This window comes from Mucilaginibacter angelicae, from assembly GCF_042434235.1.
Classification (GTDB): domain Bacteria; phylum Bacteroidota; class Bacteroidia; order Sphingobacteriales; family Sphingobacteriaceae; genus Mucilaginibacter; species Mucilaginibacter angelicae.
In genome coordinates this window covers 74,472-90,363 of sequence record NZ_JBHLTS010000071.1, presented here as the reverse complement: position 1 = coordinate 90,363, position 15,892 = coordinate 74,472, and the positions used below count along the sequence as shown (strand labels likewise).

General features: G+C 44.2%; 14 protein-coding genes. All 14 read left to right on the top strand.

From position 1 onward, the window contains the following. Positions 1–16 precede the first annotated feature (16 nt). The 14 genes from ACFFGT_RS23130 (at position 17) to ACFFGT_RS23065 (ending at position 15,823) form a co-directional block, all read left to right on the top strand. Complete coding sequence (locus ACFFGT_RS23130; RefSeq protein ID WP_377024890.1) at positions 17–931, top strand: TIM barrel protein; 915 nt, start codon at positions 17–19, stop codon at positions 929–931. Positions 932–1,114: 183 nt separating this feature from the next. Then, a complete protein-coding gene (locus ACFFGT_RS23125) occupies positions 1,115–1,714 on the top strand; it encodes a gluconate 2-dehydrogenase subunit 3 family protein (RefSeq protein ID WP_377024889.1) in 600 nt (199 codons plus the stop codon). A gap of 3 nt (positions 1,715–1,717) precedes the next feature. Further along, positions 1,718–3,433: a GMC oxidoreductase gene (locus ACFFGT_RS23120; RefSeq protein WP_377024888.1), complete on the top strand. Its 1,716-nt coding sequence runs from the start codon at positions 1,718–1,720 to the stop codon at positions 3,431–3,433. A gap of 163 nt (positions 3,434–3,596) precedes the next feature. After that, positions 3,597–5,276, top strand: coding sequence for a GMC oxidoreductase (locus tag ACFFGT_RS23115; protein WP_377024887.1), 1,680 nt, complete (start codon positions 3,597–3,599; stop codon positions 5,274–5,276). Between the two features lie 38 nt (positions 5,277–5,314). Then, a complete protein-coding gene (locus tag ACFFGT_RS23110; RefSeq protein WP_377024886.1) occupies positions 5,315–6,742 on the top strand; it encodes a Gfo/Idh/MocA family protein in 1,428 nt (475 codons plus the stop codon). Positions 6,743–6,862: 120 nt separating this feature from the next. Beyond that, positions 6,863–7,429 (top strand): gluconate 2-dehydrogenase subunit 3 family protein, encoded by a 567-nt coding sequence (locus ACFFGT_RS23105; protein ID WP_377024885.1) that lies wholly within the window; start codon positions 6,863–6,865, stop codon positions 7,427–7,429. Between the two features lie 147 nt (positions 7,430–7,576). Then, positions 7,577–8,728, top strand: a complete 1,152-nt coding sequence (locus ACFFGT_RS23100) for a Gfo/Idh/MocA family protein (protein WP_377024884.1) — start codon at positions 7,577–7,579, stop codon at positions 8,726–8,728. 26 nt (positions 8,729–8,754) lie between these two features. After that, a complete protein-coding gene (locus ACFFGT_RS23095; RefSeq protein WP_377024883.1) occupies positions 8,755–9,807 on the top strand; it encodes a sugar phosphate isomerase/epimerase family protein in 1,053 nt (350 codons plus the stop codon). A 226-nt stretch (positions 9,808–10,033) separates the two neighbouring features. After that, entirely contained in the window at positions 10,034–11,341 is a 1,308-nt protein-coding gene (locus tag ACFFGT_RS23090; RefSeq protein WP_377024882.1) for an MFS transporter, read from the top strand. A 141-nt stretch (positions 11,342–11,482) separates the two neighbouring features. Then, positions 11,483–11,926, top strand: a complete 444-nt coding sequence (locus tag ACFFGT_RS23085) for a c-type cytochrome (RefSeq protein WP_377024881.1) — start codon at positions 11,483–11,485, stop codon at positions 11,924–11,926. Between the two features lie 34 nt (positions 11,927–11,960). After that, on the top strand, positions 11,961–13,211 hold the full coding sequence (locus ACFFGT_RS23080; RefSeq protein ID WP_377024880.1) for a nucleoside permease: 1,251 nt from the start codon (positions 11,961–11,963) through the stop codon (positions 13,209–13,211). Positions 13,212–13,213: 2 nt separating this feature from the next. Continuing rightward, positions 13,214–14,107 (top strand): hydroxypyruvate isomerase family protein, encoded by an 894-nt coding sequence (locus ACFFGT_RS23075; protein ID WP_377024879.1) that lies wholly within the window; start codon positions 13,214–13,216, stop codon positions 14,105–14,107. Between the two features lie 50 nt (positions 14,108–14,157). After that, complete coding sequence (locus ACFFGT_RS23070; RefSeq protein WP_377024878.1) at positions 14,158–15,033, top strand: sugar phosphate isomerase/epimerase family protein; 876 nt, start codon at positions 14,158–14,160, stop codon at positions 15,031–15,033. Positions 15,034–15,052: 19 nt separating this feature from the next. After that, on the top strand, positions 15,053–15,823 hold the full coding sequence (locus ACFFGT_RS23065; protein ID WP_377024877.1) for a 3-keto-disaccharide hydrolase: 771 nt from the start codon (positions 15,053–15,055) through the stop codon (positions 15,821–15,823). Positions 15,824–15,892 lie beyond the last annotated feature (69 nt).

Sequence of the window (15,892 nt, the reverse complement as noted above, 5' to 3'; positions counted from 1 at the left end):
CTTAAAACGTAATACCATGCATACAACACGCAGATCATTTTTAAAAACCGGAGCCATGGCCGTAGCCGGGGCAGCCTTGCTTCCTGATAGTTTATTTGCCGCAACAGATAATAAACTAAAGCGGGTAGGTGTACAGCTTTACAGTGTACGTGATGCCATGAAGGCCGATCCGCAGGGAACGCTTAAAAAAATTGCTGATGCAGGTTACGCACATGTGGAGCATGCCAATTATATCGACAGGAAATTTTATGGTTACACCGCAAAAGAGTTCAAAAAAGTTTTGACCGATCTTGACCTGAAAATGCCAAGCGGTCATACCGTAATGACACCTCAGCATTGGGATGCATCTAAAAATGATTTTACCGATGCCTGGAAATATACCGTTGAGGATGCAGCTACCCTGGGGCAAAAGTTTGTGATAAGCCCATGGTTGGATGAAAAAGTACGTACGGATACCGATGCTTTGAAACGTACAATGGAGCAGTTTAACAAATGCGGCGAGCTTTGCAAGCAATCGTCAATGATGTTTGGCTATCATAATCATAATTTTGAGATCAGTACCAAAGTTGGCGACATCACCCTTTACGATTATATCATCCAAAATACCGATCCTGCTTTGGTTGCCCAGCAAATTGATATTGGCAATATGTTCAGCACCGGCGGCATGGCGTTGGAGTTTATCAATAAATATCCAGGCCGGTTCCAGTCAATGCACGTAAAAGACGAAATTAAAGTACCGCCGCATAATGGCGATGATACTGAAAGTACCATCTTAGGCAAAGGGATCCTGCCGGTGAGGGATATTGTTAAAGCCGGTGCCAAAAAAGGAGGTACCTCATTGTTCATTATTGAACAGGAAGCATACCAGGGTCAGGATCCCATCGATTGTGTAAAAATTGATTTACAAATCATGAAAAAGTGGGGCTATTAACAGTATAAAGCTAACTTACACCTTTGTGAAGATTTAATTTTTCCATCCTTTGATTTTAAATTGTAATTATTAAGTTTGGAGATACGTTATAAATCATATTAAGCCTTACCCTTTATTTGTCCAATAAATTAAAAACTATCAGGCAGATAGAAGAGGCTTCGCTAAAACAATTTAGTTTAAACAATGGACCGGCGCACCGTCATTAAAAACCTGGCTTTGATAATAGGAGGGGCAGCATTGCTCCCGGCCTGTTCGCAGGATAAAGCGAAATCAAAGGTAGCACTCAAAAACATGGATATCACTGCCGGTCAGGAGCAACTGATAGGTGATATTGCGGAAACCGTTATCCCCAAAACAACAACGCCCGGTGCAAGGGATCTGCTGCTGCATTTATTTGTGCTGAAAATGGTGGATGATTGCTATAAAAAAGAAGATCAGCAGGCATTTATAACCGGAATGAGCCATTTTGCAGATGCCGTGCAGAAACAATATAGTAAAACGTTTGATCAGCTTGATGCCAAAACCCGGGAGACCTTTTTACTGGATATAGAGAAAGAAGGCAAGGCTGAAGAATTTGAAGCTGCTAAAATGGATAATAATCCGGTTCCGCCGTTTAACGGTAAATACTCGTCCGAGTTGAAGAAGTTTTACAGCATGGTAAAAAGACAAACAATCAACGGGTATACCAATTCAAAATATTTTATGACCAACATAGTGGTTTACGAGCTTGTTCCCGGCAGGTACAACGCGCGTTTCCCTTATAAATTAAAGCAGGCAGTTTAAGCGATGGCTAATTTAAATATCGACAGCGTTAAGGATCGCACTTTTGATGCCATTGTAATTGGCTCGGGTATGAGCGGGGGATGGGCTGCCAAAGAATTTACCGATAAAGGATTAAAAACACTGATATTGGAGCGTGGCCGTTATGTAAAGCACATCAAGGATTATCCCACAACCAATATGTACCCCTGGGAATTTGAGCACCGCGGCCAACTGCCCATGGCAATCCAGGAAGCGAATCCCATTGTAAACCGCTGTTATGCCTTTGGCGAAAGTGCCGCACATTTTTTTGTGAAAGACGCCGAGCACCCGTACATCCAGGATAAACCTTTCGATTGGATCCGTGGGTACCAGGTAGGAGGCAAATCCCTGCTATGGGCACGCCAAACCCAACGCTGGAGCGATTTTGATTTTGAGGGACCCGCCCGCGATGGTTTTGCGGTGGATTGGCCTATCCGTTATAAAGATATCGCGCCCTGGTATAGCTATGTGGAGAAGTTCGCAGGCATCTCCGGCAACCGCGATGGTATTGCCGAATTGCCCGATGGCGAGTTTTTGCCTGCATTCCCCTTAAACACGGTAGAAGAATATTTCAGCAAGCACGTAAAAAGCACTTATAAAAACCGCTATGTGATCAGTGCCCGTTGTGCGCATTTATCAACCCCTAACCAAATCCACCTGGATCAAGGTAGGGTACAATGCCAGCGCCGTACTATCTGCGAGCGTGGCTGTCCTTTCGGTGGCTATTTCAGCGCTAACGCCAGTACCATTCCATGGGCTTTAAAATCCGGTCATGCTACCTTGAGACCATTCTCGGTTGTTGAATCAATTATTTATGATGATAAATTGGGCAAGGCAACCGGTGTGCGCGTTATCGACACAAATACTAAAGAAGCTATTGAATATCACGCCAAAGTGATTTTTGTAAACGCAGCGGCTTTGAATACCAACCTCATTTTGCTCAACTCCAAATCGCACCGTTTCCCTAATGGTTTGGGTAACGATAGCGGTGTGCTGGGTAAATACGTGGCATTCCACAACTATTCGGCGCATATCGGTGCCCAATACGATGGAGCCAAAGAATGGACAACTGATGGTCGCAACCCCGCCGGTGGTGGATACATCCCAAGGTTCAGAAACGTGTACAAACAGGAAACCGACTTTTTGCGTGGTTATGCCTCCGGCTTCAGCGCATACCGTTACCCTGACCGCAGCTGGGATGGTGTAGGCAGCAGCCTGAAAAATAACCTCGCCAATAAAGAACTTGGCCCATGGCACGTAGGCTCGCACATGATGGGCGAAACCATCCCGAAGGAAACAAATTTTGTAAGCCTTGATGATAAGCAAAAAGATGCCTGGGGCGTACCGTTGCTAAAAATGAACATCGATTATGATGATAACGATGAAAAGATGAAGAAGGACTACGTGGAGCAGCTAACCGAGATGTTTACCAGTGCAGGCTTTACCAATATCAAAGCAAGTACGGATAAACGTGCCCCCGGCTTGGATATCCACGAAATGGGCGGTGCGCGCATGGGTAACGATCCTAAAACATCAATATTAAATAAATGGAACCAGGTGCACAGCGTTAAAAACGTATTTGTTACCGATGGCGCCAGCATGACGTCAACCTCATGCCAAAACCCATCCTTAACCTATATGGCCTTTACCGCCCGCTCGGCAGATTATGCCATGAGCCAGATGAAAAAGGGGAATATATAGCCCCCAACCCCTAAAGGGGGGTAAAAGCTTCTCCCCCTTTAGGGGGCCGGGGGGCGAGCTATGTGTAACAAAAACACAATGAAATATTTGGAAAATGAATTTTATTCATACATTTAACGGAGTAACCAAGTACTAAACAAATTAAACTAATCATATTATTCGTATGTCTGCAAACACTTATGACGCAATAGTCATTGGCTCAGGAATTTCAGGCGGGTGGGCTGCCAAAGAACTAACACAAAAGGGTTTGAAAACCATCATGCTTGAGCGTGGTCGTAATATTGAGCACATTAAAGATTACGTAAACGCTACCAAAGATCCATGGGAATTTCCGCACAGAGGCGGTCGTACCCAAAAAATGATCGAGGATTACCCGGTTCTAAAACGCGATTATCCACTAAATGAAGTTAACCTTGACTATTGGGCAAGTGATAAAGATAGTCCTTATACGGAAGTAAAACGTTTTGACTGGTTCCGTGGTTATCACGTGGGCGGACGCTCATTAATGTGGGGCCGTCAGTCATACCGCTGGGCCGATGTTGATTTTGAAGCCAACTTAAAAGATGGTATTGCTGTTGACTGGCCTATCCGTTACAAAGATGTTGCGCCATGGTACAGCTATGCAGAGCAATTTGCAGGTATCTCCGGTAATAAAGATGGTTTGGCCATCCTTCCCGACGGCGATTTCATGCCGCCAATGGATATGAACGTTGTTGAAAAAGACGTATCAAAACGCCTTAAAGAATATTATAAAGAAGCACGCCACATGATCATTGGCCGTACAGCGAATATCACTGTACCGCATAACAACCGTACCAATTGTCAGTACCGTAATAAATGCTGGTTAGGTTGTCCGTTCGGCGCTTACTTCAGCACACAATCGGCTACTTTACCTGCGGCTATGGCTACCGGTAATTTAACGGTTCGTCCATGGTCTATCGTTACTAAAATTTTGTACGATAAGGACACCAAAAAAGCAAAAGGCGTAGAGGTACTGGATGCCGAAACCAACAAAACTTATGAATACTTTGCTAAAATCGTTTTCGTAAACGCTTCAACCATTAACTCGGCCTGGATCCTGATGAATTCGGCAACCGATGTTTGGGAAGGCGGCTTAGGCAGCAGCAGCGGCGAGTTGGGCCATAACCTGATGGACCACCACCTTAACGTGAGCGCTTCGGGCAGGTTTGAAGGCTACGAGGATAAATATTACTTCGGTCGCCGTGCAAATGGTTTCTATATCCCACGCTTCCGTAACCTTAATGGTGAAAAACGCGATTATATCCGTGGCTTTGGTTACCAGGGCTCGGCAAGCCGCGAAGGCTGGAGCCGTGACATTGCCGAATTGAATATAGGTGGTGCATTTAAGGATGCTTTAACCGAACCGGGTTCATGGCATGTAGGTATGGGCGCTTTCGGTGAAACATTGCCTTACCACGATAACAAGGTTACCATCGACAAAACCAAAAAAGATAAATGGGGCTTACCTGTTGTTGCCATTGATGCCGAATTGAAAGAAAATGAGCTGAAAATGCGTATTGATATGGAGAGAGACGGCAAGGAGATGCTGGAGGCGATAGGCTGTAAAGATGTGCAAACGTCTAACACCAATCCATTCCTTGGCCGTGGCATTCATGAAATGGGTACTGCGCGTATGGGCCGCGATCCAAAAACTTCGGTACTTAACCAGTGGAACCAGGTTTGGGATGCTAAAAACGTATTTGTTACCGATGGTTCTTGTATGACATCGGCTGCATGCCAAAACCCGTCGCTTACCTATATGGCTTTAACTGCCCGCGCAGCTGATTACGCTGTAACTGCGCTTAAAAAAGGAGAAATTTAATCATCACCACATAAAAACAACCTAATAACAAAATACCTATGACTGAAGAAAAGGACAAAACCCCTAATCCGTCGAGAAGGCAGTTTATTAAAAGCAGTGCTATTGCTGCGGCAGGCTTTATGATCGTTCCGCGCCATGTATTGGGCGGGAAAGGTTTCATCGCCCCAAGCGATAAATTGTTAATTGCCGGCGTTGGTGCAGGTGGTAAAGGCCAAAGCGATATTGCTAACTTTTACAAAAGCGGTAAAGCAGAGATCGCTTTCTTATGCGACGTGGACGACAGAAGATCTGCCAAATCACGCAGCGATTTCCCTAAAGCAAAGTATTATAAAGACTGGCGCGAAATGTTTGATAAAGAACACAAGCATTTTGATGCTGTATCGGTTTCAACCCCCGATCATAACCACGCTATTATCACCTACAATGCTATGCAACTGAACAAACACGTATATGTTCAGAAACCGCTAACGCATGATATCTGGGAAGCCCGTATGTTAACCGAGGCTGCCAAAAAGTATAAAGTGGTTACTCAAATGGGTAACCAGGGCTCATCAAATGATGGTACCCGTTTAATGTCAGAATGGTATGATGCCGACCTGATTGGCGATGTGCATACCGTTTACTGCTGGACAAACCGCCCTGTTTGGCCGCAAGGCATTGCATGGCCGCCGCCACAGCAAAACATCCCTAAAGAATTGGATTGGGACCTGTGGTTGGGTACTGCACCAAAAAAAGATTACGTTGATAAATTGGTGCCGTTTAACTGGCGCGGATGGTGGGATTACGGAACCGGCGCCCTTGGCGATATGGGTTGCCACCTTGTTGAAGCACCTTTCCGCGTGTTGGGTATTCAATACGCAAAAGACGTACAGGCCAGCGTTGGCAGTGTTTATGTAGATGAGTTTAAAGAAGGCCATTTCCCAGAAAGCTGCCCTCCGTCGAGCCACATTACGTTAACATTCCCTAAAACTGAGAAAACCAAAGGCGATGTTACCCTGCACTGGATGGATGGTGGCATCCAGCCTGAAAGACCTGTGGAATTGTTAGCGAGCGAAGATTTTGGAGGTGAAGAAGGTAACGGTACCTTATTTATCGGAACAAAAGGAAAAATGTTTGCAAGTACGTATTCTGACGCGCCTACATTGCTGCCAAAGGCACTTACTAAAGATGCAAAAGCCCCGCAAAAATGGGCTCGCGTACCGGGTGGTGCAAATGGTCACTATGCACAGTGGGTTGAAGGTTGTATTGCCGGTTACGGTAAAACAGAGTTAAGCTCATCGTTTGATAAGGCTGGTCCGCTTACCGAAGCATTATTAATGGCAAACCTTGCGGTGCGTGGTCATGAGCTTAGAGGCGGCAGGGTGAAACTGGTATGGGATAACCAGGCCATGAAGGTTACCAACTTTGATGCCGTTAACCAATACATTAAACGCGATTACCGTGAAGGTTTTGTGTTAAAAGCGTAATTTAGGAATATGTGATTAGTTGGGAAAAGACTTACGAAGTTTTTAAAACTTCGTAAGTTTGGTAAACACTAAATCACTAACCCCAACTAAATCACTAATTCATTAAATCAATAATTAAACATGAATAGAAGAGAAGCGATAGGCAGGGTAGGTTTGATCCTTGGCGGTACCATCATCGGCGCCGAGTTCTTCATCTCCGGATGTAAACCATCTTCGCCAAAAGTAAACGACCTGTTTACGCAGGATGACCTTGCCCTGATGGATGAAATTGGCGAAACCATTTTGCCGGCAACATCAAGCCCGGGTGCTAAAGCTGCCGAAATTGGCAAGTTTATGTCAGTAATGGTACAGGATTGCTACAAAACCGATGATCAGAAAATTTTCACCAAAGGCCTTAATGACCTTAATGATGCAAGCGACAAAAAATTCGGTAAAAAGTTTATGGAAGCTACCCCTCAGCAACGTACCGAACTGTTAACCGCGCTTGACAAAGAACAAAAAGATTACACCAAAACCAAAAAGCCCGAAGATCCTAACCATTACTTCAGGATGATGAAGGAATTAACTCTGCTGGGTTTCTTCACTTCAAAACCGGGTGCTACACAGGCATTGCGTTATATTGCCGTTCCTGGTAAATATGACGGCAACCTGCCATACAAAAAAGGCGATAAAGCCTGGGCAACCTAAAAAATTGCAATATCAATTGATTATACCTTTGGTTTTTACAAAATTTGAATTGCCATCAAAAACAGCATTATGTAATAATGCTGTTTTTGATGTATACAATCGATTGAGAAGCCTTTAATCAAAAAACATCAACCCCAACAAAAACAAATGAAATTAAGATTAGGAATGATCGGCGGCGGACAAGGTGCCTTTATTGGTGCTGTACACCGCATAGCTGCCCGTATTGATGGCGAGTATGAACTGGTTTGCGGCGCTTTTAGCAGCAATGCCGAAAAATCACAAGCCAGCGGCCTTTTGCTTGGCTTACCTGCAAGCCGCTCATACAGCTCATACCAGGAACTGATTGAAAAAGAAAAACAACTGCCCGAAGATGAACGCGTGCAGGTAATTAGCATTGTAACGCCTAACCATGTGCATTTTGCCCCAACCAAAATGGCGCTGGAGAATGGTTTCCATGTGGTGCTTGATAAACCCATGACCTTTTCGCTTGATGAGGCCAAAGAGCTGGAAAAAGTAGTTAAGGCATCAGGAAAACTATTTTGCTTAACTCATACTTACACCGGCTACCCGATGGTTAAGGAAGCTAAGCAACTGATCAAAGCAGGTGCAATAGGCGCTATAAGAAAAGTTTATGTTGAATATCCGCAGGGATGGTTGAGCAGCTTTTTAGAAGGAGAAGATAACAAACAAGCCTCATGGCGCACCGACCCGGGTAAAAGCGGGATTGCAGGTGCAATGGGCGATATAGGTACCCACGCCTTTAACCTGGCCGAATATGTTACCGGCTTACAGGTTACTAAAATTTGTGCCGATATCAACATCGTAGTTGAAGGTCGCAAGCTTGATGACGATGGTGCTGCCCTGTTGAAATTTAACAACGGTGCAAGCGGTGTGCTTACTGCCACTCAAATTGCAGCCGGCGAAGAAAATAATGTAAAGATCAGGGTTTATGGTGAAAAAGGCGGTTTGGAATGGCACCAGAGTGATGCTAATTCACTAACAGTAATGTATACTGATAAACCCGCCGAAACCTGGCGTACAGGCGGTGGTTATACCAGCTCATTCGCTCAGCATAATACACGTACACCTGCCGGTCACCCGGAAGGTTATTTGGAAGCGTTTGCCAACCTCTACCGTAATTTTGCCTTAACAGTTAAGGCCGGTTTGGAAGGTAAGGAAGCAACTCCGGAAGAACTGGATTTCCCGGGCATTGAAGAGGGCGTTCGCGGAATGGCCTTTATCGAAAATGTGATAGCATCAGGTAAATCGGATACCAAATGGACTGATTTTACTATTTAATTTATCATCTATTTAAAACAAAAAACATGACTACTATAAAAGGACCTGCCATATTTATAGCACAATTTATAGGAGATACGGCACCATTTAACAGCCTTGAATCTATTTGCCAGTGGGCAGCGGGTTTGGGTTACAAAGGCGTTCAGCTGCCAACTAATGATACCCGTTTTATCGACCTGCAAAAAGCTGCCGAAAGCAAAACTTATGCCGATGAAATTAAAGGCATCGTTAACGCTGCCGGGTTAGAAATAACCGAGCTATCAACCCACCTGCAAGGTCAGCTGGTTGCCGTAAACCCGGTTTATGATGACCTGTTTGATGGCTTTGCCCCTGAACATTTGCGTGGCAACCCTGCCGAAAGACAAAAATGGGCCGTACAGCAATTAAAATATGCTGCGCAGGCTTCAAAAAATTTAGGCTTAAATGCTTCAGTTACCTTTAGCGGTGCTTTGCTTTGGCCAATGATGTACCCGTGGCCGCAGCGCCCTGCAGGTATAGTTGAAACTGCTTTTGGCGAACTGGCCAAACGCTGGACCCCAATACTGGATGTTTACGAAGATAACGGCATCGATCTTTGTTACGAGATCCATCCGGGCGAAGACCTGCATGACGGGATCACTTATGAGATGTTCCTTGACCATGTAAAAGGCCACAAACGCGCCAATTTGCTTTATGATCCATCGCATTTTGTACTGCAGTGTTTGGATTATTTGGAATATATCGACCTGTATCATGAGCGCATTAAAATGTTCCATGTTAAGGATGCAGAGTTTAACCCAACCGGACGCCAGGGCGTTTATGGCGGCTACCAGAACTGGGTTGACCGCGCCGGTCGCTTCCGTTCATTGGGCGACGGACAGGTTGATTTCAAATCGATTTTCAGCAAATTAACACAATATGATTACAAAGGATGGGCTGTGCTTGAATGGGAATGCGCGCTTAAACATCCGGAAGACGGTGCAAAAGAAGGTGCCCAATTCATCAAAGATCATATTATCCGTGTAACTGAACGTGCTTTTGATGATTTCGCAGCATCAGGTTCTGATGACGCGTTTAACAGGAAAACGTTAGGGATATAACCGCCTATGTCATTGCGAGGAACGAAGCAATCGCGAACTGTGCAGATCCGCTCTGTATAGCATGCGATTGCCGCGCTACGCTCGCAATGACATGTATTAAATTTAATACCCCCGCCAGGTAAAGATGGGATTCACAAAGCGGGCAAATATAAAGCTGAAGCAATTCAGCAAAATGCATTTTGATACAACCAATTAACCAATTATCATATAACCTAAATAATTAAAAATGCAAACTATTAACCGTACACAGCTATTCAGGGCAAGCTGCCTGTCGTTGCTGGTAACTTCATTATCATTCGGTATCCGTGCCGGGATTTTGAACGACCAGGGGGTAAGATTTCACTTGAACGCCTCACAACTGGGCACCATTGCGGCAACTGCTTTCTGGGGCTTTCCGCTGGCTATCATTATCGGTGGCTTTATTGTGGATATTATCGGCATGAAAAAACTGCTGGTATCGGCTTTCATATTTCACTTGATAGGGATCCTGCTCACCATTTTTGCTAATGGCTACTGGACGCTGTTCCTTTCTACCTTAATGATAGGTATTGCTAACGGTACAGTTGAGGCTTCTTGTAACCCGCTTGTAGCTTCGTTGTACACAGACAATAAAACCACTAAGCTTAACCACTTTCACCTCTGGTTCCCGGCGGGTATCGTAATCGGTACTCTAATCGTATTCGGACTGGATACTGCTTTGGCCCATGGTGTATCGCCAAAGCCGTACTGGATCTCGCAGGTTGAAATTGCGCTGATGCTGATCCCTACCATAGCTTATGGTTACCTGTTCTCTAAATTAGACTTCCCGGTTACCGAAAGGGTTTCGGCCGGTGTTAGTACCAACGATATGTACAAAGCATTAGTTAATCCTTTGTTTCTGTTCATGATCATTTGCATGTTCGGCACAGCTATTACCGAGCTTTTTACCAACCAGTGGACAGATGTTTTATTCAAAACGGTAACGGATAACGCCATACTAATTTTAACCTTTGTTGCTTCGGTACAGGTGTTGGGCCGTGCTTTCGCAAGCCCTATTGTACACCGTTTAGCGCCGCAGGGTGTATTGCTGATCTCCGCTATTTTATCGGCCCTGGGCATTTACCTGATGGTTCATCTGCATGGCGATGCCATCTATTTTGCAGCGGTAGTTTTTGGTCTGGGAGTAGCTTTCTTCTGGCCATGTATGATAGGTTTTGTGGCCGAAAACCTGCCGCGTACGGGTGCCGTAGGTTTAAACCTGATGGGCGGAGCCGGTATGTTCGGGGTATCTATTTATATGATGTTCATGGGTGGTTTTTACGATAAAATCATGGCTTCAAAATTACCGGCAGGCGCAAGTCTGGATGCTTACCGTTCGGCCCCGGCAGGTTCGGATATGGCTAAGGCGTTTGACGCGGCACGGTCGGCAGCTGGTCCGGAGGTATTGAATACAACCCTGATCATCCCGGTTGTATTAATCGTTGCATTTGTTGGCCTGGTAATTTACATGCGCTCACGTAAAAAAACTGCTTCATTAGGTGCTATATCGGTTTAATGAGGTTTTATTTATGATAAAAAGTTGTAATTTTCGCCTGATTAACCAACCCAATTAAAATTACATGATGAAAACGGCAGGAGCTTTGTTAAGGAACAGATTTTCTGTAAGGTTATCATCGAAAACCACAATTAAACTTTTATGAAAAAAGTATTCTTTATTCTTTGTATCAGCGCAGTGGTTACTGCCTGTGGCGGAAATTCATCAAAAAACACCGGTGGCAGTGACAGCACCAATGGCGCAAACCAAAGTGCAAAAGCTGCCGATGCTAATGCTGATACAGTTGTAGCAAAAACAGGTACCGAATCAGCAGGCGGTTCTGCAGGTTCATCAGCCGGCGAAAAATTAATGGCATCGTTAGATTGCAGCACCTGTCATAAAGTTGATACCAAAGTTATCGGCCCTGCATTCCAGGATATAGCAGGTAAATATGAAGCTTCAGACGCTAATATCGAAATGCTTGCTAAAAAGATCATCAGCGGCGGCAGCGGTAACTGGGGCAACATTGCCATGACCCCGCACCCTTCATTACCTGAAGCTGATGCCAAAGAGATAGTAAAATACATTTTATCATTAAAAAAATAATGGGGATAATTAAATCCGGCTTTAAAATATAACTATGAATATTGGAATTAGGGTAAAGCTTTCAACAATGATGTTCCTGGAGTTTTTTATCTGGGGCGCGTGGTTTGTAACAATGGGTACTTATTTAACGGTTACGTTAAAGGCTACCGGTACACAAAATGCCGGGGCTTATGCAACACAATCGTTAGGTGCAATTATAGCTCCTTTTGTTATCGGGCTTATTGCTGATAAGTACTTTTCGGCACAAAAAATATTAGGGGTGCTTCACTTACTGGGTGCAGCATCATTATATTACGCAACTACCATTGCCGATTTTGATAAGTTTTACCCTAATATCCTGTTTTACATGATCATTTATATGCCAACGCTGGCATTAGTAAATTCGGTTTCGTTTAAGCAGATGCAAAACCCAAGTAAGGAGTTTCCTCTTATCAGGGTATTTGGAACAGCAGGATGGATCATTGCCGGCATAACTATTGGCTTGTTGGGATGGGAAAAAAGCGGAACGCTGGTGCTTACCTTTAAAATGGCATCAGTAGCATCATTGATATTAGGCTTATTAAGCTTTACACTGCCTGATACCCCTCCGGTAAAGAAAGGTCAGAAAACTACATTTGGCGATATCATTGGTTTAGATTCGATAGGGTTATTGAAAAACAAGTCGTATTTGATTTTCTTTTTGGCATCGGTAGCTATATGTGTGCCTTTAGCATTTTACTACAACTTTACCAATCCTTTTTTAAATGAAGTAGGCGTTAAGGCTGCTGCCGGTGTACAGTCAATGGGCCAAATGTCCGAACTGGCCTTCATGGCAGCTATGCCACTGTTTTTTGTGCGCTTCGGCGTTAAAAAAATGCTGGCCATTGGTATGCTTGCCTGGGTATTACGCTATATCTTCTTTGCATACGGTGACGCGGGCTCAAACTATTGGATGCTGATAGCCGGTATAGTAATGCATGGTATCTGTTATGATTTCTTCTTTGTAACCGGCCAGATCTATACTGATAATTTAGCAGGCGAGCGTTTTAAAAGCGCAGCTCAGGGTTTTATTACGCTGGCAACTTACGGTGTTGGTATGCTTATCGGTTCGTACATTTCAGGCCCTATTGTTGATCATTGGAAAATATCTGAAACATCACATAACTGGCAAACTATCTGGCTGATCCCTGCCGGTATTGCTGCTGTGGTATTGATCTTTTTCCTGGCATTTTTTAAAGATAAAACCAGCATGGCCACAAAGCCAGGTTTGGATATTCAGGAACCTTCTGCACAAACCGAAATATAATCATGGCATCAAATCAAAACAGGCGTTCGGCTATTAAAAGCATGATCGCGGGCACGGCCGCTATCGGCGCGTCGGGCGTATTATCTTCATTTACCACCGAAACAGAAAAACATATGCAGGCTGATGATAAGCTCAAAGGCAATATTAACCATGCGGTATGCCGCTGGTGCTACGGTGACTTTACGGTAGATCAGCTTTGTGCAGCCGCAAAAGATATCGGCATAAAAGGCATCGACCTTGTTGGCCCTTCAGATTGGCCTACACTCAAAAAATATGGCCTGTTCTCCTCCATGTGCAACGGGGCGGAGATTAATCTTACCGATGGGTTTGGTGATAAGGTGTATCATGCCAAACTGCATGAAAACTATACCAAAATGATTCCGTTGGTGGCAGAAGCCGGTTATAAAAACCTGATCTGCTTTAGCGGGAGCCGTCGTGGTAAAACCGATGAGGAAGGCTGGAACAACTGTGTTGAAGGCCTGAAACCTATGGTGGCACTTGCCGAAAAACATAATATAATACTGGTAATGGAATTGCTTAACAGCAAGATTGACCATAAGGATTACCAGTGCGACAGGGTAGAGTGGGGTGCTGAACTTTGCCGCAGGCTTGGTTCTGAAAATTTTAAGCTGCTTTATGATATTTATCATATGCAGATAGACGAAGGAGATGTGATCCGTAATATTCGCGCCAATCACCAGTATATAGCACATTACCACACCGGTGGTGTGCCCGGACGTAACGAGATTGACGAAACACAGGAGCTTTATTACCCGGCCATTATGCGTGCCATTGTTGAAGTAGGGCATAAGGGCTTTGTTGCACAGGAGTTTATCCCCAAACAAAAAGACAAAATAGCTTCGCTTAAAAAAGCGGTGCATATTTGTGATGTTTAAACCTTACATCACCTTATCACTCTAAAAAGCTAAACTAATAAAACAAATACATGACAACCAGAAGAACATTTTTAGCACAAGCCGGATTAATAGCAGCCGGTGCGGTTATTGCACCAAAGTTGGTATCGGCAAAAGCTTCAAATAAAGTGGGCCTGCAATTGTATAGCCTGCGCGATCAATTACCCAAAGATGTAAAAGGTGTTATTGCACAGGTAGCAAAAGCCGGTTATAACGAGGTTGAAACCTTTGGTTTTAACAAAGAAACCGGTTATTGGGGATTAAAGGGTAAAGAGTTTAGCCAGCTTTTAAAAGATAACGGCTTAACAACGCCAAGCGGACATTACGGTTTAGATCAATATCTGGGCGACGGCAAAATGGACGACCTGAACGCTTACATTGAAGTGGCTAACACCATCGGTCAGTCGCACATCATTATCCCTGCTTTAAATCATAACTTCATTAAAACAGTTGATGACTGTAAAGGCATTGCCGAAAAGATGAACAAGATTGCCGAGATTCTGAAAAAATCGGGCTTAAAATTAGGGTATCATAACCACAACTTTGAATGGGCGCCGGTTGGTGATACTACTTTTTATGATGTAGTGCTAAACAATACCGATCCTAAGCTGGTTGCCATGGAAATGGATATTTACTGGGTAGTACGCGCCGGTAAAAACCCGGTTGAGATCTTTGAAAAACACCCGGGCCGTTTTGCGTTTGTGCATGTTAAAGACAGGGATAAGACCAATGCCGAACTGAATACCGAAATAGGCAATGGAGATATCGACTTTAAAACCATATTGGGCAAAGCTAAACTTGCAGGCATTAAGCATTTTATTGTTGAGCAGGAAAACTATACCAATATTGATCCGTATGTGAGCATCACCAAAAGTGCTTCATACCTGAAAGATACCCTTCACGTTTAAACCAATTATTTTTAGAGAGATGAAATATCCATTAATACTAACCGCCCTTTTAGCAGGAAGCTGCTTCATGGCGAACGCGCAAAACGCTAAACCCGAAGATACCGAGATTTGGGAGCCAATCCCTAAAGTAGTTACACCAGGTAAAAATTTAGGCGATGCACCGTCTGACGCTATCATTTTGTTTAACGGTAAAGGCCTTGACGAATGGGTTTCTGTTGAAGATAAAACCCCGGCCAAATGGTTGGTAAAGGGTGATGTGCTTACCGTAAACAAAGCTACCGGTAATATCGAAACCAAAAGAACTTTTAGCAATTACCAGCTGCATATTGAGTGGAAAGTGCCTGCAAGCATTACAGGCAGCGGCCAGGCCCGCGGTAACAGCGGTGTATTCTTAGCTTCAATAGGTAAGGGCGATGCCGGTTACGAGTTACAGGTTTTAGATTCGTACGAAAACAAAACCTACGTTAACGGTATGGCAGGCAGCTTGTACAAACAAGTAATCCCTTTGGCAAACCCTGGCCGTAAACCCGGCGAATGGAATGTTTACGATGTTATCTGGACTGCTCCTGTATTTAACGAGGATGGTTCATTGAAATCGGCAGCAAGGGCTACCGTGTTTTTTAACGGTGTGCTGGTTGAAAACAACTTTGAGTTGCTTGGCCCTACACAGTACATTGGCAAACCATCGTACGAAGGTAAAAAACATGGCGCTTCGCCAATTAAATTGCAGGCCCACGGCGATAAAAGCGAACCGCTTAGCTTCCGTAATATTTGGGTAAGAGAGCTGTAAGTTATATTGATAATTTAAATATTGTAAGCCTCCCGGTATTTGCCGGGAGGCTTTTTTTATCTCATGATT